This is a genomic window from Ruegeria sp. L11, assembly GCF_056531755.1.
In genome coordinates this window covers 485,434-504,624 of the sequence record NZ_JBQFMI010000001.1, presented here as the reverse complement: position 1 = coordinate 504,624, position 19,191 = coordinate 485,434, and the positions used below count along the sequence as shown (strand labels likewise).

Here is a 19,191-nt window from a genome sequence, read left to right as displayed (position 1 = left end):
TATGACCTCAGGCGTTCGTCACGTCTTGCGTACCCTGTCTACATACGCTTGGAAATCAGACGCATTTATTCAGTTCATCGATTTTCGCTTTCGGTTTAATCGCCGTGGGATGACAGGTCTTGCTAAAAACTCCGAAATCATTTCGCGAGTAATCCAGCGCCTCGGCTCAGAATATCGTCATATTGGCGCAGGTTTGGAGCGGCAAAGGTGTCAGGCGTTTACCGTCCAATAATTATATCCGCGCACAAACCGCCCAGGCGTTCACTTTTGGCCAATCGCAAAGTGCCACCATGTGCGCGCGCAACGTCCGCCACGATCGCCAACCCCAAACCCACGCCACTACCCTGATTCTGATTGCGCGCTGGGTCGAGCCGCGTAAAGGGTTTGACCGCCTCTGTGCGCTGCTCTGCGGGAATTCCAGGGCCATCATCTTCGACACGGATGCGCATCGACTTGGCGTTCAGCGATAGGCTGACCTCAGCACGGCTGCCGTAGCGCACAGCGTTGCCGATCAGGTTTTCAACGGCCCGACGAACAGCCATAGGGCGCAGCATTGCCGTTCCCTCACCCTCGACAGTGACCAACTCGGCCCGATGCCCTGCCCGATTGGCGTCATCCACAATCTGTCGAACAAATTCCGCCGGATTGATTTCCTCGGGCGATCCTTCGGACGCCCCGCGCGAAAATTCGAGGAATGCATCAACCAAGGACTGCATTTCCTTTACATCCTGTAGCAAAGGTCGTGCCTCATCCTCGGGCAGCATGGCCAGTCCTAGCTTCAGGCGCGTCAAAGGCGTGCGCAGATCATGGCTTACGCCTGATAACATCAGCGTCCGTTGTTCGATCTGACGTTCGATCCGTGACCGCATATCCAAAAACGCATTCCCCGCCGCGCGTACTTCGATGGCACCGCCCGGTGAATATGGTACGCTCCGCCCTCGTCCAAACGCCTGCGCCGCATTGGCCAGCCGTGTGATGGGGCGCAACTGGTTTCGCATGTACAGAAATGAAATCGAGGTCATTATGATCGCGAAAAACAGCATCGTCACGATCAACTGATGCGGCGCCGCTGGCGACAATCTGCGCCGGTCAAACGTCAGTTCCAGCACCCCCAGATGTGTATCCAGGTACAGACGCGCTTCGCGGCTGCTTGGCAACGCTACAGCACTCAGCTCTGGCAACCTTGCGCGAAGTTCGGCCTCGACCTGCGGTGCTATGAAGTCGTACCACCGTGGACGGTCAATTTTGGGAGTTTCGTTGGCTGGCAGAAATCTGGCCTGCATTTCCAGCGCCAGAAGATCCGGGCGCACTTCGGCCAATGCCTGGTGCTGCGTCTCGGCCCCATCCATCATGGTGGTGATCAGCATCACTTCCCTTGAGGCTGCGCGCGTCATCTGGTCAGTGACATCTTCCAGATGCTTTTGAAGAAAAGCAACTCCAACGACCAGAAGCAGCACGATCACAGGAAGAACCAGAATCAATGCTGCCCGGGCGTAAAGGCTGCGTGGCATATAGGGTTTGAGCCAGTGCGTGGACATGCGCTAAACCTAGCGGGCTGCCCGTACAAGAGGAAGAGCACAGAATGCAGGCACCTGACGAATTCAATCCGCCTTCGGGTGTTGCGACAGAATTGCAACCGGGTCTTCGGCGCATTCTGGCCCCCAACCCGTCACCGATGACCTATCGCGGCACCAACACCTATCTGCTGGGCGATCGTGACATTGCCGTCATTGATCCCGGCCCCGCAAGCGAAGAGCATTTGAACGCGATCCTGAGTGAACTGCGACCTGGCCAGAGAATCAGCCACATAGTCGTCACGCACACACATCTGGATCACTCACCCTTGGCAGCACCCCTTGCCGCGCGAACGGGAGCTGCGATCTATGCGTTTGGTGGTCCCGAATCCGGTCGCAGCGCTGTTATGGCGACCCTTGCAGCGCGTGGGTTGGCCGGAGGTGGCGAAGGCATCGACACCGCGTTTCGTCCGGATATCGAGGTTGCGGATGGTGAGGTCATCTTTGGCGATGACTGGCAGCTTGAGGTTATTCACACTCCGGGGCATCTGGGAAACCACATTGCCCTGGCATGGCAGGATACCTGTTTCACCGCCGACCATGTGATGGGATGGGCCAGTTCGCTGGTGTCGCCACCGGACGGAGACCTGACCGATTTCATGACGGCCTGCCACCGCCTGCGCGCGCGCGATTGGTCCGTTTTTCACGCGGGCCACGGTGCACCGATTACAAACCCCGCCGCGCGATTGGATTGGCTGATCCGGCACAGGCAAAACCGCGAAGCCCAGATTCTGTCTGCGCTCGAGGAAGCAGACGGATCGGCGCGGCACCTGGCCGAACGTATCTACACCGACACACCCGCGACACTGCTGTCAGCCGCGGAGCGGAATGTTTTTGCCCACCTCGTTGATCTGACGGGAAAAAAACAGGTGTCACCGCTCGGCGAACTATCTGCCACAGCGGTTTTTCGCAAAGATCTATGAAGCCGCGAAAAATTTTCAAAGTTCGCGTGCTTAACCTCTGGACGCCGGGATTCCGGGTTGCTATACGCCCCTCAGTTCCGGCGTAGCTCAGCGGTAGAGCAGTTGACTGTTAATCAATTGGTCGTAGGTTCGATCCCTACCGCCGGAGCCAAAACTTCCCAATATTCAACCTTTTGTCAGGGTCAGAAACCACATCGGTATTCTGGGGCTTTTTCGTTGAAAAAATAATATCCGCCCTCTGGACGCCGGATACTCCGGTTGCTATACGGCGCGGACCGTTCCGGCGTAGCTCAGCGGTAGAGCAGTTGACTGTTAATCAATTGGTCGTAGGTTCGATCCCTACCGCCGGAGCCAATTTACCCCGCTAGATCACATCTCACCCCGCAAGGGCATCCTTGAAATCCGCACGCAGGTTGCGTTTCAGCACCTTTCCGGTTGCGTTCAGCGGCAGCGCGTCAACAAAAACAACCTTGTCCGGAATCTGCCATTTGGCAATTTTCCCTTCGAAGAAGGCCAGAAGTTCCTTTTCGCTTGGGTTTTCGCCCTCGGCCCTTACTGCAACTAGCAAGGGGCGTTCGTCCCATTTCGGATGCGGAACACCGACCACGGCGGCAGTTGCCAGTTTCGGATGCGCAACAGCGATATTTTCAAGTTCGACCGAGCTGATCCACTCCCCTCCGGACTTGATGATGTCCTTGGATCGGTCACGAATGGTCATGTAACCATCGGTGTCCAGCGTTGCGACATCGCCTGTGGCGAACCAACCGTCTTGCAACAGATCCTGATCCTGCATCAGGAAATAGCTGTCCAGTACCCAATGCCCCCGCACCATCAGATCGCCCTGCGTTTCACCGTCATGTGGCAGATCTTTGCCGTCATCATCCACGATTTTCAGTTCAACCCCAAACGGTGGCCGACCCTGACTCAGACGGATAAGGTGTTGTTCTTCAAGCGGCAGCACCAGATGTTTGGCCAATGGGTAGTTGGCCGTACCAAGCGGGCTCATCTCGCTCATTCCCCACGCATGTACCGTATCGACGTCATATTTATTCCGGAAAGTCTCCATCATCGAAGGTGGGCAAGCGGCACCTCCAATCACGGTCCGTTCGAGGCTTTTCAAACTCGTCCCGCATTTGGCTGCATGCGCCAACAGTCCCTGCCAGATTGTAGGCACCCCCATGGCCAGCGTCACGCCATAGGTGTCGATCAGATTGACCAGCGCCTCGCCATGCAAATCCGGGCCGGGTAAAACCAGTCGCGATCCGGACATGGCGCAGGCATAAGGCGAGCCCCATGCATTAACGTGGAACATAGGAACGACGGGCATCACGACATCCATCGCCGAAAAGCCGATCACGTCGCGCGTATTCGACGCGAAACTGTGCAGGACCGTCGATCTGTGGGAATAAAGAACCCCCTTGGGATGGCCGGTTGTACCCGACGTGTAACACAGCCCTGACGCGGTGTTTTCATCCAGTTCAGGCCAATCAAAGGCCGCGTCACCGGTTTCGATCAGCTCATCATAAAATTTCAGGTCGGGTATCTTTGCTGCAGCGTCATCGTTGCGGGGGCCCATCAGAACAAAATGGCGAACATCCGTCAGCGCACCGTGCAAGGCAGCAACCAGCGGGACGAAGGTTGCATCAAAGAACAACACCCGATCCTGAGCATGGTTGATAATGTAAGTCAGTTGTTCAGGAAAAAGCCTCGGATTGACCGTGTGACAGACATATCCCGCACCCGAGGTGGCATAATAGATCTCCAGATGCCGACGATTGTTCCAGGCCAGCGTCCCGACCCTGTCCTGCGGCTCCAGACCCAGCTGCGTCAGGGCCGACGCCAAACGCCGGGCGTTCACGGCTATCTCGGACCAATTGGTTTCTGTCACTGATCCATCCGTTTCGACCGAGAAAATCTCGGTCTGACCGTGGTAACGCTGTGCGTGATCAATCAGCGACGAAATCAGCAAAGGCTGTGTCATCATCTGTCCCAGCATGGACATCCTCCCGTCATGGGCGGGACCTTGCCTGGCCCCTGCCTGTTCCGTCTGGCACAGACAGGCAGGGGTGTTCCCCGTCACGTCAGTCCAGCCGTTTCCTATAAGGAACCCTGCCAATCATTTAATTGTCTGACAATAAAAGAATGCAACCCACACCGGTAGCGGAATACATCCCGTCGCCTAATCCCGGTGTTTCAGCGCGTAGGCGACCAATGCTGCGGTCGACCCATCCTTGCCCTCGGCGCTTTCTTCGCCATCCACGATGGGGCCAAGCGAATTGGCCAGTTCCTTGCCCAGCTCAACCCCCCACTGGTCGAAAGAGTTGATGCCCAGCAACACGCCTTCGACAAACACCCGGTGTTCATAAAGCGCAATAATCTGACCCAACACAAACGGTGTGAGTTTGGGGTAAATCAATGTTGTCGAGGGACGATTGCCGGGGAAAACCCGGTGCCGGGCCTGCCGGTCCAGTTCATCACCCAGATACCCCTGCTGCGTCATGCGTTGGCGCGCTTCTTCGAACGAACGGCCACGCATCAGGGCCTCGGACTGCGCCAGACAATTGGCCAAAAGCAGACGGTGGTGATGGGTCAGTTCTGGTTCATGCCCCTCGGCCGCAACCATGAATTCGCAGGGAATGACATCTGTGCCCTGATGGATCAGCTGGTAAAACGCGTGTTGTCCATTGGTGCCCGGCTCACCCCAGACGACAGGTCCTGAAGGCATGGTCAAGGACGACCCATCCATCGCCACGGATTTGCCATTCGATTCCATTTCCAACTGCTGGAAATATGCGGGCAGACGCAAAAGCCGCTGGTCATAAGGCAGCACCGCACGACTGGTATGCCCCAGAACCTGACGATGCCAGATGCCAACCAATGCCAGCATCACAGGCATGTTTTCATCCCAGTCAGCCGAGCGGAAATGCAGGTCCATCGCCTGCCCGCCGCGTAAAAACGCGTCAAATGCGTTTGAACCAACAGCAATCATGACCGGCAAGCCGACCGGCCCCCAAACCGAATAACGCCCACCGACCCAATCGGCGAAACCAAATACATGCGCCTCGGGAATACCGAAGGCCTTCGTCTTGTCCAGAGCGCTGGAAACGGCGGCGAACTGGCGCAACGGATCGCCGCCGCCTTCTGACATCCACGCGCGGGCGGTGCGCGCATTGGTCATCGTTTCGATTGTGGTAAAGGTTTTTGAGGCGACAATGACCAGCGTGCGCGTCGGGTCAAGCTGCCGCAACGTGTCCGCAATATGCGCCCCATCCACATTCGAGACGTAATGCACCCGTGGTCCATCGTGATAAGGTGCCAGCGCCAAAGTGGCCATGACAGGGCCGAGGTCTGACCCGCCGATGCCGATATTGACCACATCGGTAAAGTTGCCCCCCGCCCCAGCGATAGCGCCGCCGCGCACCTCTTCCGCGAACACGCGCATCCGTTGCAGCGTATCCAGAACCTCGGGCATAACGTCCTGACCGTCCACTTCAACCGGCCCGCCATCAAGGTTGCGCAAGGCCGTGTGCAACACCGCGCGCCCTTCGGTCTCGTTGATCTTCTCGCCCGCGAACATCGCATCACGCCGAGACGCAAGACCAGCCTCTGCACACAATTGAATGAGCGCGGATCGCACCACATCATCGATCTGTGTTTTTGAATAGTCGAATACCACATCCCCGGTTGAGGCTGAAAATACTTCGGCCCGGTTTGCATCTGCCGCAAACAGGTCAAGGATACGACGGTCACTTGTCGTCTGAGCCAGTGTTTTCAAAGCATCCAGATGCATTGCTTTACTCCGCCCAGTGTACGGTCATGCCACCAAGAACTGCGGCGATCGGTGCCTCTTCCGGTGGTAGCGACATGGCTTTTTCAAGAACGGCGCGTTTTGCCTGTCCATAGATGATCAGATGTTTCGACAGCGCCCCGTCCAGGACCGGAGCGGTCAGGGAAATTCGCGCCTCTGGCTGCGTTTCGGTCCGGGCGACGATCAACGTAGGTGCATCACTGCGCAATGCCTCGTCCAGCCCTTCCATTCCCGGAAACAATGAGGCCGTGTGCATGTCTTCGCCCATTCCTAGTACCAGCACCGACAATGGCAATACCGGCGCAATCAGCGACTCGATTTCGGGCAACGCTGCCTCAGGTTCTGAATCAGGGACATAAAGCGGAATGTATTGTGCCACAGAGGCCCGGCTGGTCAGCAACCTTTCGCGGATCAAACGTTCGTTCGAGCGGTCATGATCTGCTGGCACACAGCGTTCATCCGTCGGCAACACACGCACACGATCCCATTCAAGATCAGCGGCACACAGGCTATCAAAAACAGGGCCCGGAGTTGTTCCCCCAGGAACGGCCATTGCAACGGTATCATGGTGCAGCAATGCGGCCTCAAGGTCGCCCGCCAGCACGTTGGCCACGTCGATGGCAAGCATTTCGCGATCAGCATATTCCTGAATTTTCATGGCTTTATCCCTTGCCAGTGACGTCCGTCACGTTTCATCAGAAGTTCGGCGTCGCCCGGCCCCGTGCTGCCGCTGTCATAAGGCTTGGGCACATCCCCACGTGCCAACCATCCGGCGATGATCGGATCGGTCCAGGCCCAGGCGGCCTCGACCTCATCCCCGCGCATGAACAGGGTCTGGTTTCCGCGGATCACGTCCATCACCAGGCGTTCATACGCATCTGGCGGGTCCTGATTTTCGGGGCCCAGGGCTTCGGCAAAGCTCATGTCCAAGGGAACGTCGATCAGTCGCATCCCCCCCTGCCCGGGTTCCTTGATCGTCACCTTCAGCGTGATCCCCTCGTTCGGCTGCAACCGGATCGACAACGTATTTGCATGGCGCCCCGCCTCTTCCCCGAATATCGAATGCGGCGCGTCCTTGAACATCACGTTGATCACCGACGAGCGCGCCACCAGACGCTTACCGGTGCGCAGGTAGAACGGTGTACCTGCCCAACGCCAGTTGCTGATGTGGGCCTTTAACGCCACATAGCTTTCGGTGGTTGATCGCGGATTGCCAACGCAGTCCCGGTACCCCGGCCCGTCTGGACCGACCGCAAACTGCCCCCGCACGATGTGGTGCGGTTCAACCGAATCAAGCGCCCGGATCACCTTGAGCTTTTCATCCCGAACTGCGTCAGGATCAAACTTGGCCGGAGGTTCCATCGCAATCAGGCAGAGCAGCTGCATCAAGTGGTTCTGCACCATGTCCCGCATCGCGCCCGCGCGCTCATAATAATCTTCGCGCCCTGCGACACCAACAGTTTCCGCAACCGTTATCTGGATATGGTCGACATACTGGCTGTTCCACAGCGGTTCGAACAGCATATTGCCAAACCGGACCGCCATCAGATTCTGGACGGTTTCTTTGCCCAGATAATGGTCGATCCGGTAGATCTGATTTTCATTAAAATGCGCGGCTAGCGTGGCATTCAAGTCCCGCGCGCTTGCCAAATCATGTCCAAACGGCTTTTCGACCACGATACGGGTTTCTTCTGTCACCAGATCATACGCCCTAACCCGTTCGGCCAATGGCCCGAACAGGCTGGGACCGACCGAGAAATAGAAAGCGCGAACCCGGTCCGGTGACAGCTTTTCGCCCAACACATTCCAACCTTCGGTCGTCAAGGCATCCAGCGATACATAGTCGACCCGTTGCAGGAAACGGGTCAGGGCTTGCGAATTCCGGGCCCGTTCCGAAGCATGCCGTTGCAGCGACGCTGCAACCATCTTTCGAAATTCATCCGCTGAATGACCGGCGCGCGCGGCTGCAATAATCCGGGCATCCTCATGCCACTGACCTGCACAATACCGACGGTAAAGCGCAGGCAGAATCTTACGCTGCGCCAGATCACCGGTGCCGCCGAAAATAACCAGATCAAATGGATCAACAGGGATGACACGTGAAACCATGAGTTGTCCTTACCCTGACCCTTCCGGCATGTCCAATGTTAGCGCAACCAAAATCCAAGAAATCTTGTTGATCAAAACTCTGTCAGAACCTCTGCACCAGACTTACCAAATCCGCGACAAAGGGCTAGATCAGTTTGATGACTTCAACGAACCGGATGTGGGAATGAAAGACAACGCCCCTCAGCTTGCCAATATCGGCAAGTTTCAGCGTAAACTGGTAACGGCCGATGGCCAGACCCGCGCAAAGGTTTCCCTGACCAACCCTCAGACCCTGTGGTTCAACACCGGCACGCTGTGCAATATTGAATGCGTAAACTGTTATATCGCCAGCAGCCCGACCAATGACGCACTGGTTTATATCACTGCGGACGAGGTTCGTGACTACCTGGATCAAATCAAAGCCCGCAATTGGCCGGTGCGTGAAATCGGTTTTACAGGCGGCGAGCCTTTCCTGAACCCCGAGATGATCGACATGACACGTGCCGCGCTGGAGCGTGGATACGAAGTTCTGATCCTCACCAACGCGATGGCCCCGATGATGCGCAGCAAGATGCGCGACGGGCTGCTGGCATTGCAAAAGACATTCAATGACAAGCTGACCCTGCGCGTTTCCGTCGATCATTACCGCGCAGAACTGCACGACCTTGAACGCGGCAAGGGGAGCTTTGAAAAAACCCTGACGGGTATGAAGTGGCTGCGCGATCACGGCTTTAACATCGCTGTTGCCGGGCGCACCGTTTGGGGTGAGTCTGACACGGAAAGTCGTGCGGGTTATGCCGCATTCTTTACAGAGCACGGCTTTGACATTGACCCGCATAACCCGGCACAGACCGTCCTGTTTCCCGAGATGGACGAAACTGTCGAAGTACCCGAGATTACAACGGCTTGCTGGGGAATACTGAGTAAGTCACCCGATGCATTGATGTGTGCCAGCGCCCGCATGGTGGTGAAACGGAAAGGCGCTGACCGGCCTGCCGTGTTGGCCTGCACCCTGCTGCCCTACGAGCCGGAATTCGAGATGGGTCATTCTCTGGCCGAATCCGAGGCTGACGTTCACCTGAACCACCCCCACTGTGCCAAATTCTGCGTGCTGGGCGGCGCCAGTTGTTCTGGCTGATTGGGCCAGGAAGTTCCTGATTTCATTTCAGACGCATCATCAGATACGCGCCGACCGCTTCGGTTCATTGTTTGAAGAGCATGCACTAACGGAAACTGCGCCTGCCCCTCGCTCAATTCACACGAAACTCGCCTACCATGTTGCGCCACTCACCCGGTGCGATCATTTTGCGGTGGGTGAATTTGACAGAATGCAGCGGGCCTTCGATTTCGCGCTGCCAGAAGTCGATGAATTTGAACAATTTCGGATGATCCGGCGCAAGGTCGTAATCCTGCCAGATGAACGTGTTCAAGACGTGGATATAGTCTGGCATATGATAGAAAAACTCCGCCGTCGTCAGCCCGTACCCCTTGAGCATCAATTCGGTTTCGCTTGGATTCATGCAGACCTCCTGTTTGATACAAGGCCTGTTCAAGATACCACGAAAACCTTCTAATACTTATATAACAATATGTTACTTGAGTATTACCGGGGAATTTCCCCGTAAAGGCGCTGCTTGCTTGCACCTTATGTGCCGGGTCTGATAAGATACACCCACAAGATATAGACCCAGAACAAGACACGGGCAGTTTACGTGAGCGATACGCCAGAAATTCCTGAAAACATGGATGAAACCCCGCCCGAGCGCCCAGTCTATGACGGCCCGACGGTTTCCATCGAATCCGAAATGCGCACGTCCTATCTGGACTATGCCATGTCGGTCATCGTCAGCCGCGCGATCCCTGATTTGCGCGACGGGCTGAAACCGGTTCACCGGCGTATCCTTTATGCAATGCACGAAACGGGGAATACCCACGATAAGGCGTACCGCAAATCGGCACGCCCGGTGGGCGACGTGATGGGTAAGTACCACCCGCATGGTGACAGTGCGATCTATGACGCGCTGGTGCGGATGGCGCAGGATTTCTCGATGTCGCTGCCGCTGCTGGATGGTCAGGGCAACTTTGGCTCGATGGACGGCGACAACCCGGCGGCTATGCGGTATACCGAAGTGCGGATGGACAAGCCCGCCGCTTCCCTGTTGGCTGATATCGAAAAAGAAACGGTCGATTTTCAGGACAACTATGACGGCAAGGACCGGGAGCCGACAGTTCTGCCGGCCCGTTTCCCGAACATGCTGGTCAATGGTGCCGGAGGTATCGCCGTGGGGATGGCGACAAACATTCCACCGCACAACCTTGGCGAAGTAGTCGATGCGACTCTGGCGCTGATCGACGATCCCGACCTTACATCAGAACAGTTGATCGAATACGTCCCCGGCCCCGACTTTCCAACCGGCGGTGTGATGCTTGGGCGCTCAGGTGCGCGTAAGGCCTATCTGGAGGGCCGCGGCAGCGTCATCATCCGCGCCAAGACCCGGGTGGAAGAAATTCGCAAGGACCGCTATGCCATCGTTGTCGACGAGATTCCCTATCAGGTGAACAAGGCCGCGATGATCGAAAAGATCGCCGAGGCGGTTCGCGAGAAGCGGATCGAAGGCGTGGCCCATGTACAGGACGAATCCGACCGCAACGGCGTGCGCGTTGTGGTCGAGCTCAAGCGCGATGCGACGCCCGAGGTGGTGCTGAACCAGCTCTACCGCTTTTCGCCGATGCAGACCTCCTTTGGCTGCAATATGCTGGCGCTGAATGGTGGCCGCCCCGAACAGCTGACCCTGCGCCGGTTCCTGACCTCGTTCATCGACTTCCGTGAAGATGTCGTTGCCCGCCGTACAGCCTATGACCTGCGCAAGGCGCGCGAACGCAGCCACATCCTGTGTGGTCTGGCTGTGGCCGTGTCCAATGTCGATGAAGTGGTCGCAACGATCCGGTCGTCGGCGGACGCCGCCGAGGCCCGCGAAAAACTGATGACCCGCCGTTGGCCTGCCTCAGGAATCGAAAGTTATCTGCGCCTGATCGATGATCCTCTGTCCAAGATGAATGACGATGGCACCTATAATCTGACTGAGGTTCAGGCCCGTGCCATTCTGGAGTTGCGCTTGCAACGCCTGACCCAACTGGGCGTCAAAGAGGTCACGGACGAGCTGGAAGAACTGGCGGCCAAGATCAAGGAATACCTTGATATTCTGTCCTCGCGCGAACGGATCATGAGCATCATCGCTGATGAGTTGCGCAGCGTGCGTGAACAGTTCGCGGTCGACCGCCGCACTGAGATCGTTGACTGGTCCGGTGACATGGAAGACGAAGACCTGATCGAGCGTGAAGACATGGTCGTGACCGTCACTTCGGGCGGGTACATCAAACGCACGCCGCTGGCAGATTTCCGCGCCCAGAAACGCGGTGGCAAGGGCCTGTCGGGGATGCAGACCAAGGAAGAGGACGTTGTGACCAACCTCTTCGTTGCAAACACCCATACACAGCTGCTGTTCTTCACGACGGACGGGATGGTCTACAAGCTCAAGACCTGGCGCTTGCCCCAATCCGGGCGCACCGGCAAAGGTAAGGCCATCGTCAACATCCTTCCGATCCCAACTGGCGTTTCCATCGCCGCGATCATGCCCGTGGATGTACCGGACGAGGAATGGGAAAACCTCCAGATCGTCTTTGCCACCAGCGCAGGTGACGTGCGTCGTAACCGGTTGTCGGACTTCACCAATGTCCGGCGCAACGGCAAGATTGCCATGAAGCTGCCCGACGGCATTGAACTGGTGAATGCGCGCATCTGTTCGGAAGACGAAGACGTGATGCTGGTCACCAATTCCGGCCGCGCGATCCGCTTCCGGACAACTGACGTGCGTGTCTTCAACTCGCGCGAATCCACAGGTGTCCGAGGGATCAGGCTGACCAACGGTGACCGCGTCGTGTCGATGTCCGTGATCCGTCATTTCGAGGCGACACCCGAAGATCGTGTGGCCTATCTCAAGATGCGGCGTGCGGTCGCGGGGCTTACCGAAGAAGACGCTGGTGAAGACGAGGAAGCCGCAGCAAGCAGCGATTTCAGCCAGGAAAAATACGCCGAGATGTCGGCTGCCGAAAACCTTATCCTCACTATCACCGCTGGTGGTGCAGGCAAGTTGAGTTCAAGCCACGACTATCCTGTGCGCGGACGTGGCGGCATGGGTGTGGCGGCGATGGACAAGGCCATGCGCGGCGGGGACTTGGTTGCATCCTTCCCGGTCGAGATCGACGATCAGATCATGCTGGCCACATCGAAAGGCCAATCTATCCGGGTGCCGGTCGATGGTATCTCTTTCCGCTCAAGATCCGCAGGTGGCGTGAAGGTGTTCAATACCGGCAAGGGCGAAGAAGTCGTCAGCGTCGCGTGGATCGCAGATCAGGGCGACGAGGAAGAATGACAGTAACCCCGGGCACCGGTTCGACGGTTCCCGGGGTTCAGTTCATGTCAGGTAGGTATTGAAAAAAGCGATGGTCCGGCTCCATGCCAGATTTGCCGCGGCTTCGTCATATCTGGGCGTCGTATCGTTGTGAAAGCCGTGATTGACGTCCGGATAGAAGTGCACGCTGAATTTCTTTTGATTGGCTTTCAACGCCTCTGAATATGCAGGCCATCCAGCGTTGATACGCTCATCCAGACCGGCATAGTGGATCATAAGAGGTGCTTCGATGGACGGAACATCTTCGGCTGGTGGTTGCCGACCGTAGAATGGCACCGAGGCCGCAAGGTCCGGATAGGCTACGGCCAACGCGTTGCAAACACCTCCGCCATAGCAGAAGCCGACAGCGCCAACCTTGCCTGTCGAAAGTTCATGATCACGAAGGAATTCAAAGGCGGCGAAGAAATCCGCCATCAGTTTTTCCCGGTCCATCGAGCGCTGCATTTCTCGCCCTTCTTCATCAGTACCGGGATAGCCGCCAAGGGGCGACAACCCATCAGGTCCAAAAGCCAGAAAACCGGCCTTGGCCGCGCGGCGCACAACGTCCTCGATATAGGGGTTTAGACCCCGGTTCTCGTGTACGACCAGTACCGCTGGCAATTTTCCTTCGGCATTTGCCGGCATCGCCATCAGGCCGCTGGTTTCGCTATGCCCATCCGGGCTGTCATATGCGACCACCATGGTTTGGATCGCGGGATCGTCCGGGGCCACCTGTTGCGCCCAGGCGTAATTGGGTTGCAACTGGTCCAGAATCATTGCGCCTGTCATTCCGGCAGCCGTGTATTTACCGGCTTTTGAGATGAACTCACGCTTGGACATCGTGCCGTGCACATATCCGTCGAATATTTCGAGGATACGCGGATCAAAATCACTGGCTTTCTTGCGGGCGTTTCCGGTCATCGTTGCCTCCCAGGCGATGGTATCGGTGCACCGATTCTAACGCCTAGGCTGCAATTCGGAAACTCACAAATCGTAAAGCGCGCCGAACTTGGTCTCGAGATAGCTTAGCAGTGGGTCCGGTCCGGGCTCGATGCCGCTTGCACGGGCAATCACCTCGCGCGGTGCATAAAGGCCGCCATGCTGCTGCACATGCTCGCGCAACCAGCCGGTTGCACCGGTGGTGTCGCCGCGAGCCAGTTGCGCATCAAGATCGGGCTCTGAACCGCGCAAAGCCTGATAGAGGCACCCAGCATAGACATTGCCCAGCGAGTATGTCGGGAAGTAACCGAACAACCCAACCGACCAATGCACATCCTGCAAACAACCGTTCGAGGGCTTGTCGACCGCATAACCGAAATCTGCCTTGAACCGATCATTCCAGGCGGCTTCCAGATCGCCGACCTGCAAGTCTCCGGCCATCAGCGCGCGTTCCAGATCAAACCGCAGCATGATGTGCAGATTGTATTGAACCTCATCCGCCTCGGTGCGGATATAGCCGTTATGGACGCGGTTGACCGTCGCATAAAACGCATCCGGATCGGCAATGCCGAACTCGCCGAACGCCTCTTTCATTTGTTCGAACAACCAACCGGTAAAGGCCCGCGACCGACCCAACTGGTTTTCGTAGATCCGGCTTTGACTTTCATGCACGCCCATCGACACACCAGACCCGAGCGGTGTCAGCAGGTATTTCCTGTCGATCCCCTGTTCATAGGCGGCGTGGCCCACCTCGTGAATGGTGGAATAGAAACAATTGAACGGGTCCGTTTCGCTGGTTCGCGTGGTGATGCGGACATCAAGACCACTGCCTGAACTGAACGGGTGAACCGCCTTGTCCACGCGGCCATTGTTCAGGTCATAGCCAAAGGCGACCGCCAGTTTTTGTGTCAGACGCATCTGGGTCTGCTCATCAAAACTGCGGTTCAGGGCAGCGGGCTCGGGCCGCTCCAGCACAGCGGCGCGCAGGGCCACCAGTCGTGGGCGCATCTGGTCGAAGATATCCGCAATCTGTGCGCTGGTCGTGTAAGGCTCGTAATCTTCGACCATGGCGTCGTATACGTCGCCCCCTTGCGCCAGCGCCTCGCCTTCCTGTCGTTTCAGCGATACGACCTCTTCCAGAACCGGAAGAAAGGCCGAGACATCTTCGTCCGCGCGCGCCTGCGCCCACTTTCCCTGCGCAGCGGATGTCACACGGGCAATCGCCGTCGCCAGATCGGCAGGCACCTTCACCGCGCGATCATATGCGCGCCGGATTTCACGCATCTGCGCCTTGCCGACCTCATCCTGAGGCGCGGCCTGATCCAGCCATTCGGCAACACGAGGATCAGAACGACGTGCGTGCAGGACAGATTCGATAGCTGCCATTTCTTCGGCGCGCTGTGGCGCAGCGCCGCGCGGCATGACGGTTTCCTGGTCCCAGCCAAGCCGACCGGCGATCTGGCCCAAAGCCGAAGTTTCCCGCTGAAAGGTCATCAGTTCATTGAAAGCGGTCATAATTTCAAACTCCGCGCACAGATGTTGCGATTGGATAAGCCGTGAGGAACCGCGCGCGCAGGATCAGCGTCCAAACGATGACGGCCATAAACTGGTGGAAGATAGCGACCTGCCATGGCGCGCCGTAAACCACGGTCACGATGCCGACGACGACCTGTAACGAAAGCGCGGCGAAAGCAGCGTTGAAGGCAAAACGCGTCTGCGGATGCGCGCTGCCGCTGCCACGTCGCCAGACGACAACGGCGAAGATGAACAGCAGATACCCTGCACACCGGTGGATGAACTGTACCAGACCGGGGCTTTCAAAGAAGTTTCGCCACATCGGCTCCAACATAGTCGCATCCGGTGGAAGCAACTGCCCTCCCATCAGCGGCCAGTCGGTGTAAGACCGCCCGGCGTCGATCCCGGCGACAAGCGCGCCAATGAGTATTTGTAAAAAGGCGAAGTGCATCAGCCCTGTGGACAATGAAAACAGCCTGACCTCTTTGGCCCGGCGCGCCTGCATCAGGTCACGTTCTTCCCGGCCGAGTTCAAAGATGTACCAGGCCAGGACTCCCAGGATCACAAAAGCCAGCCCCAAATGCGTTGCCAGACGGTAACTTGCAACAGCCGTCATGCCTTCACCCTGGGTGACGCCCGAGGCCACCATCCACCAACCAACAGCGCCCTGCAGACCGCCAAGAAGACCCGGAACGATCAGCTTTCCCATCCACCCTGTCGGGATCTTGCGGGTGAGAAGAAAGGTCAGAAATCCAACGGCCCAGACCAAACCGATCATGCGGCCCAACTGACGATGGCCCCATTCCCACCAATAGATGGATTTGAAATCACCCAGTTCCATCCACTGGTTCTGGATGCGCCATTGGTCAATCTGCTTGTACTTGTCGAACTCTGCCTGCCAGTCCGCCTCGGTCATCGGCGGCAAAGCTCCGGTGATCGGACGCCATTCGGTGATCGAGAGGCCGCTGTCGGTCAGGCGCGTCAGGCCGCCAACCGCGATCATCACAACGACCAGCGCAAACAGGATCATCAGCCAGATGCGGATCGCATTGCGAGCGCCGCCGCGCCCCCGGTCGATCATACCGGGTTGAACCGCCTGTTGTTTTTTGGTGTTCGTGACCTCTTCGAAGATGCTGCGCTTACCGCTCATGCTGTCCTCATGTCCTGATTTCGTCGCAAGCTAGGGCTTGGGTGAAGATAGGTCCAGCCTCAGCCTTTATCCTTCCAGCGGACCATCTGACGCATGATCCCGTGCAACATCTGCACATCGGCCCGCGTCATCCGCATCCGCGACCACAGGTTGCGAAGGTTTACCTTCATCCCTTCGGCCTTTTCGGGAGGGTAGAAGAACCCCGCCTCTTCCAGCCTGTCCTCGTAATGTTCGACAAGTTTTTCAACTTCGATCCCAGTGGCCCAGTCACCTTTGCCCAGGTCGGTCGATTCATGCACCACATCCCCGGTCTGGCGCATCCACTCATAGGCGGTCAGCAATACGCATTGACCAAGGTTCAGCGAGGCATATTCCGGGTTTACCGGCACCGAGATGATCGCGTTGGCCTTGGCGATGTCTTCATTCTCTAGCCCCGCGCGTTCAGGGCCGAACAGAACGGTAACCTTCTCGCCCGCGGCGATCTTTTCGGCGGCAATCTTCATTGCGTGTTCGGGGCTGTAGACAGGTTTGGTCAAGCCCCGCTGACGGGCTGTCGTGGCGAAGACAAACGTGCTGTCGGCCAGCGACCCGGCCAAGTCGTCAAACAGCTGCGCCTCATCCAGCAAGCGCCCTGCGCCGCTGGACATTGCCACCGCTTTGGGGTTCGGCCAGCCGTCACGAGGGGCTACGATACGCATCCGGTCCAGCCCAAAGTTCCACATCGCCCGCGCAGCAGCACCGATGTTTTCGCCCATCTGCGGGCGCACAAGCACGAAGGAAGGCTGGGGTTTGTCGCTGGGCATGGCTCACCTTAAGAAAACTTGGCCTGCTGTAATTGGCAGGCTCTTGCAGGGCAAGGCGCAGGGGCGTTATTTGCAGGCTCTTGACCATAAAAGTTTGCTTCCCAGCCGCAATCCGCTAAACCGCGCCAAAGACTGAAAGCCGAAGGACGCGCCCATGGACACCCCCGAGCAGCCGCAGATTTACCTGATCACGCCTCCGACTATCGAGTTGAGCACGTTCACGAACAAGCTGGCGACTGTGCTGGACGGGGTCGAGATTGCCTGTGTCCGCCTCGCGTTGGCCGGAAGTGACGAAGATACCATCGCTCGCGCGGCCGACGCTTGCCGTGAAATCGCCCACGCGCGCGACGTGGCCATCGTAATCTCGAACCATGTATTGCTGGCGCAGCGTCTGGGGCTGGACGGGGTGCACCTGGATGATGCTGCACGCTCGGTCCGCACCGCGCGCAAGGAACTGGGCGCCGATGCAATCGTCGGAAGCTTTTGCGGCGCGTCCAGCCATGATGGTATGACTGCTGGTGAAAACGGAGCGGATTATGTGGCCTTCGGTCCTGTCGGCTCGGCCAAACTGAGGGACGGGACCCGCGCCGAAAAGGACCTGTTCCAATGGTGGTCCGAGATGATCGAGGTTCCGGTTGTGGCCGAAGGTGGGTTGACGCCCGAATTGATCCGCGATCTGGCCCCCTGCACCGATTTCTTTGGCATTGGCGATGAGATCTGGGGCAATGACGATCCGCTTGGCGCACTGAAAACGCTGCTGGCCGCGTTGCCTTAACCCTGCACCCAAGGCTCGACTATCCAGTAGACCCCGGCACCTGCAATCAGCATCGAGGCCAGAACCGATACCCGGCCTCGTTTACGGTGTGAGCCGCCAGAAAACAAAAGCGCCAGAGCAAGCCCGGCAAAGGCTACTACAACAAGCGGCAGAATATTCCCGGCGCCAAAGCCCAAGATGGCCGGGGGCAGATGATCTGGCGGCACTCCGATCCCGATCAGGGCCGAGGCAAATACCAGACCTTGAAGACCGCCAATGGCGAGAACCGCCAACAAACGCCAGACCTGCAATCGCCGGGCAACCAGGTTCCACAGCGCCAGAACGATGGTCGAAGCCACCAGAACCGGGGCCTCGCTCACTTTTCCTGCATCCAATACGCCATGCAAACCCAGCCCAAGCCCGATCAGAGCGCCCGCTGACAGGAACACCAGTTGAGATACCACTGGGCGCAATTTCAAAGACAGAAACACTAGCGCCAAAACAAGAATGGATGGCTTAATTGGGTTTCGGAGAAATTGATCGACCCCTTTTGTGAAATATGTCTGCAATGTTTGTTGCGTTGTCAGAGATGCCCCGCCTTGCAAGGGGATCAGCGGGCTGGTTTCACCGGCAGCCAAATACCCGGTGTATGGGGCTGCAACATTTTGCTGTCGCAGAACGATTGGCCCGCTTTCTGACGGCCAGGTCAGACGCAGGTTTGACACCTGATCGGGTAAAGGTGCAGTCAGCAACAGTTTGGAAATGCGTACTTTTTCCGTATCTCCCACTACAGGAATACGCACACCTTCATAAGACAAACTCAATCGCTCTGGTGCCTCAACCACAAGATTTTGTTTCCAGAGCTGAACGAACTCTTTGATCTGGGGCTCCAGTTCAGAGGAAACCAGTCGCCGCAAGGATTTGTAGTTTGGATCGTCGGAAAACGAACCGGGCTGCGCGGGATTGTTCCCGGTCAACATAGCCTCGGCATTCCATTTCAACTCAAGAAACAAAGTGTCGGACTTGACCCAGAAATCAACGACGGTCGGCGGGGCGGATTGCGCCCTGCCCGATCCGGGATGCAAAGTTACAAGAACAAGAAAACTCAGGGCACAGGTTTTGAGGATTCGAAAGATGGCGCGGAAAACAGGGCCATTCATACGAAAAGCTCCAACAGGAAAATCAA

Annotated in this window: 15 protein-coding genes and 2 tRNA genes; 6 read left to right on the top strand and 11 right to left on the bottom strand. The window is 57.4% G+C overall.

Going from position 1 to position 19,191, the window contains the following annotated elements; genetic code table 11:
- Positions 1–218: 218 nt before the first annotated feature.
- Positions 219–1,538, bottom strand: coding sequence for an ATP-binding protein (locus ACR0CE_RS02475; RefSeq protein WP_480830761.1), 1,320 nt, complete (start codon positions 1,536–1,538; stop codon positions 219–221).
- A 44-nt stretch (positions 1,539–1,582) separates the two neighbouring features.
- Between ACR0CE_RS02475 and ACR0CE_RS02470 the strand changes: the two genes are divergently transcribed.
- The 3 genes from ACR0CE_RS02470 (at position 1,583) to ACR0CE_RS02460 (ending at position 2,851) form a co-directional block, all read left to right on the top strand.
- A complete protein-coding gene (locus tag ACR0CE_RS02470) occupies positions 1,583–2,497 on the top strand; it encodes an MBL fold metallo-hydrolase (RefSeq protein WP_480830759.1) in 915 nt (304 codons plus the stop codon).
- A gap of 76 nt (positions 2,498–2,573) precedes the next feature.
- A tRNA-Asn gene (locus ACR0CE_RS02465) sits at positions 2,574–2,648 on the top strand.
- Between the two features lie 128 nt (positions 2,649–2,776).
- Positions 2,777–2,851 (top strand) — tRNA-Asn (locus ACR0CE_RS02460).
- 22 nt (positions 2,852–2,873) lie between these two features.
- On the opposite strand, the gene ACR0CE_RS02455 is transcribed toward ACR0CE_RS02460, so the two are convergent.
- The 4 genes from ACR0CE_RS02455 to zwf all read right to left on the bottom strand — a co-directional run bounded on the left by ACR0CE_RS02455 (position 2,874) and on the right by zwf (position 8,414).
- Entirely contained in the window at positions 2,874–4,493 is a 1,620-nt protein-coding gene (locus tag ACR0CE_RS02455; protein ID WP_480830757.1) for a long-chain-fatty-acid--CoA ligase, read from the bottom strand.
- A gap of 183 nt (positions 4,494–4,676) precedes the next feature.
- On the bottom strand, positions 4,677–6,287 hold the full coding sequence (gene pgi / locus ACR0CE_RS02450; RefSeq protein ID WP_480830756.1) for a glucose-6-phosphate isomerase: 1,611 nt from the start codon (positions 6,285–6,287) through the stop codon (positions 4,677–4,679).
- Positions 6,288–6,291: 4 nt separating this feature from the next.
- Positions 6,292–6,963, bottom strand: coding sequence for a 6-phosphogluconolactonase (gene pgl, locus ACR0CE_RS02445; protein WP_480480742.1), 672 nt, complete (start codon positions 6,961–6,963; stop codon positions 6,292–6,294).
- A complete protein-coding gene (gene zwf, locus ACR0CE_RS02440; protein WP_480830754.1) occupies positions 6,960–8,414 on the bottom strand; it encodes a glucose-6-phosphate dehydrogenase in 1,455 nt (484 codons plus the stop codon). Before zwf ends, pgl begins: the two co-directional genes overlap by 4 nt.
- Positions 8,415–8,577: 163 nt before the next feature.
- On the opposite strand from zwf, the gene ACR0CE_RS02435 reads away from it, so the two are divergent.
- A complete protein-coding gene (locus ACR0CE_RS02435; RefSeq protein WP_480831211.1) occupies positions 8,578–9,531 on the top strand; it encodes a radical SAM protein in 954 nt (317 codons plus the stop codon).
- A gap of 112 nt (positions 9,532–9,643) precedes the next feature.
- Here ACR0CE_RS02435 and ACR0CE_RS02430 read toward each other — a convergent pair whose 3' ends face one another.
- Entirely contained in the window at positions 9,644–9,913 is a 270-nt protein-coding gene (locus ACR0CE_RS02430; RefSeq protein WP_267366492.1) for an usg protein, read from the bottom strand.
- A gap of 192 nt (positions 9,914–10,105) precedes the next feature.
- Between ACR0CE_RS02430 and gyrA the strand changes: the two genes are divergently transcribed.
- Positions 10,106–12,826, top strand: coding sequence for a DNA gyrase subunit A (gene gyrA, locus ACR0CE_RS02425; RefSeq protein WP_480830751.1), 2,721 nt, complete (start codon positions 10,106–10,108; stop codon positions 12,824–12,826).
- 42 nt (positions 12,827–12,868) lie between these two features.
- Here the strand turns inward: gyrA and yghX are convergent, their stop codons facing one another.
- The 4 genes from yghX to ACR0CE_RS02405 form a co-directional block, all read right to left on the bottom strand.
- Positions 12,869–13,765 (bottom strand): YghX family hydrolase, encoded by an 897-nt coding sequence (gene yghX / locus ACR0CE_RS02420; RefSeq protein ID WP_480584531.1) that lies wholly within the window; start codon positions 13,763–13,765, stop codon positions 12,869–12,871.
- A gap of 63 nt (positions 13,766–13,828) precedes the next feature.
- On the bottom strand, positions 13,829–15,298 hold the full coding sequence (locus tag ACR0CE_RS02415) for a carboxypeptidase M32 (RefSeq protein WP_480545539.1): 1,470 nt from the start codon (positions 15,296–15,298) through the stop codon (positions 13,829–13,831).
- A 4-nt stretch (positions 15,299–15,302) separates the two neighbouring features.
- Positions 15,303–16,448 carry a heme A synthase gene (ctaA, locus tag ACR0CE_RS02410; protein WP_480830749.1) on the bottom strand — a complete coding sequence of 382 codons (1,146 nt, stop codon included), beginning with the start codon at positions 16,446–16,448 and terminating at the stop codon, positions 15,303–15,305.
- Between the two features lie 59 nt (positions 16,449–16,507).
- On the bottom strand, positions 16,508–17,251 hold the full coding sequence (locus ACR0CE_RS02405) for an RNA methyltransferase (protein WP_209596450.1): 744 nt from the start codon (positions 17,249–17,251) through the stop codon (positions 16,508–16,510).
- Positions 17,252–17,405: 154 nt separating this feature from the next.
- Between ACR0CE_RS02405 and ACR0CE_RS02400 the strand changes: the two genes are divergently transcribed.
- On the top strand, positions 17,406–18,026 hold the full coding sequence (locus ACR0CE_RS02400; protein WP_480485501.1) for a thiamine phosphate synthase: 621 nt from the start codon (positions 17,406–17,408) through the stop codon (positions 18,024–18,026).
- On the opposite strand, the gene ACR0CE_RS02395 is transcribed toward ACR0CE_RS02400, so the two are convergent.
- Positions 18,023–19,165, bottom strand: a complete 1,143-nt coding sequence (locus ACR0CE_RS02395; RefSeq protein ID WP_480830747.1) for a HupE/UreJ family protein — start codon at positions 19,163–19,165, stop codon at positions 18,023–18,025. The two genes, ACR0CE_RS02400 and ACR0CE_RS02395, sit on opposite strands and share 4 nt — an antisense overlap.
- Between the last annotated feature and the right edge of the window lie 26 nt (positions 19,166–19,191).

Coding starts and splice junctions, on each gene's coding strand:
- zwf (WP_480830754.1), bottom strand. CDS start 8,414: ATGGTTTCACGTGTCATCCCTGTTGATCCATTTGATCTGGTTATTTTC.
- ACR0CE_RS02415 (WP_480545539.1), bottom strand. CDS start 15,298: ATGACCGCTTTCAATGAACTGATGACCTTTCAGCGGGAAACTTCGGCT.
- ACR0CE_RS02455 (WP_480830757.1), bottom strand. CDS start 4,493: ATGCTGGGACAGATGATGACACAGCCTTTGCTGATTTCGTCGCTGATT.
- ACR0CE_RS02400 (WP_480485501.1), top strand. CDS start 17,406: ATGGACACCCCCGAGCAGCCGCAGATTTACCTGATCACGCCTCCGACT.
- ACR0CE_RS02470 (WP_480830759.1), top strand. CDS start 1,583: ATGCAGGCACCTGACGAATTCAATCCGCCTTCGGGTGTTGCGACAGAA.
- ACR0CE_RS02435 (WP_480831211.1), top strand. CDS start 8,578: ATGAAAGACAACGCCCCTCAGCTTGCCAATATCGGCAAGTTTCAGCGT.
- pgl (WP_480480742.1), bottom strand. CDS start 6,963: ATGAAAATTCAGGAATATGCTGATCGCGAAATGCTTGCCATCGACGTG.
- pgi (WP_480830756.1), bottom strand. CDS start 6,287: ATGCATCTGGATGCTTTGAAAACACTGGCTCAGACGACAAGTGACCGT.
- ACR0CE_RS02395 (WP_480830747.1), bottom strand. CDS start 19,165: ATGAATGGCCCTGTTTTCCGCGCCATCTTTCGAATCCTCAAAACCTGT.
- ACR0CE_RS02430 (WP_267366492.1), bottom strand. CDS start 9,913: ATGAATCCAAGCGAAACCGAATTGATGCTCAAGGGGTACGGGCTGACG.
- ACR0CE_RS02405 (WP_209596450.1), bottom strand. CDS start 17,251: ATGCCCAGCGACAAACCCCAGCCTTCCTTCGTGCTTGTGCGCCCGCAG.
- ACR0CE_RS02475 (WP_480830761.1), bottom strand. CDS start 1,538: ATGTCCACGCACTGGCTCAAACCCTATATGCCACGCAGCCTTTACGCC.
- yghX (WP_480584531.1), bottom strand. CDS start 13,765: ATGACCGGAAACGCCCGCAAGAAAGCCAGTGATTTTGATCCGCGTATC.
- ctaA (WP_480830749.1), bottom strand. CDS start 16,448: ATGAGCGGTAAGCGCAGCATCTTCGAAGAGGTCACGAACACCAAAAAA.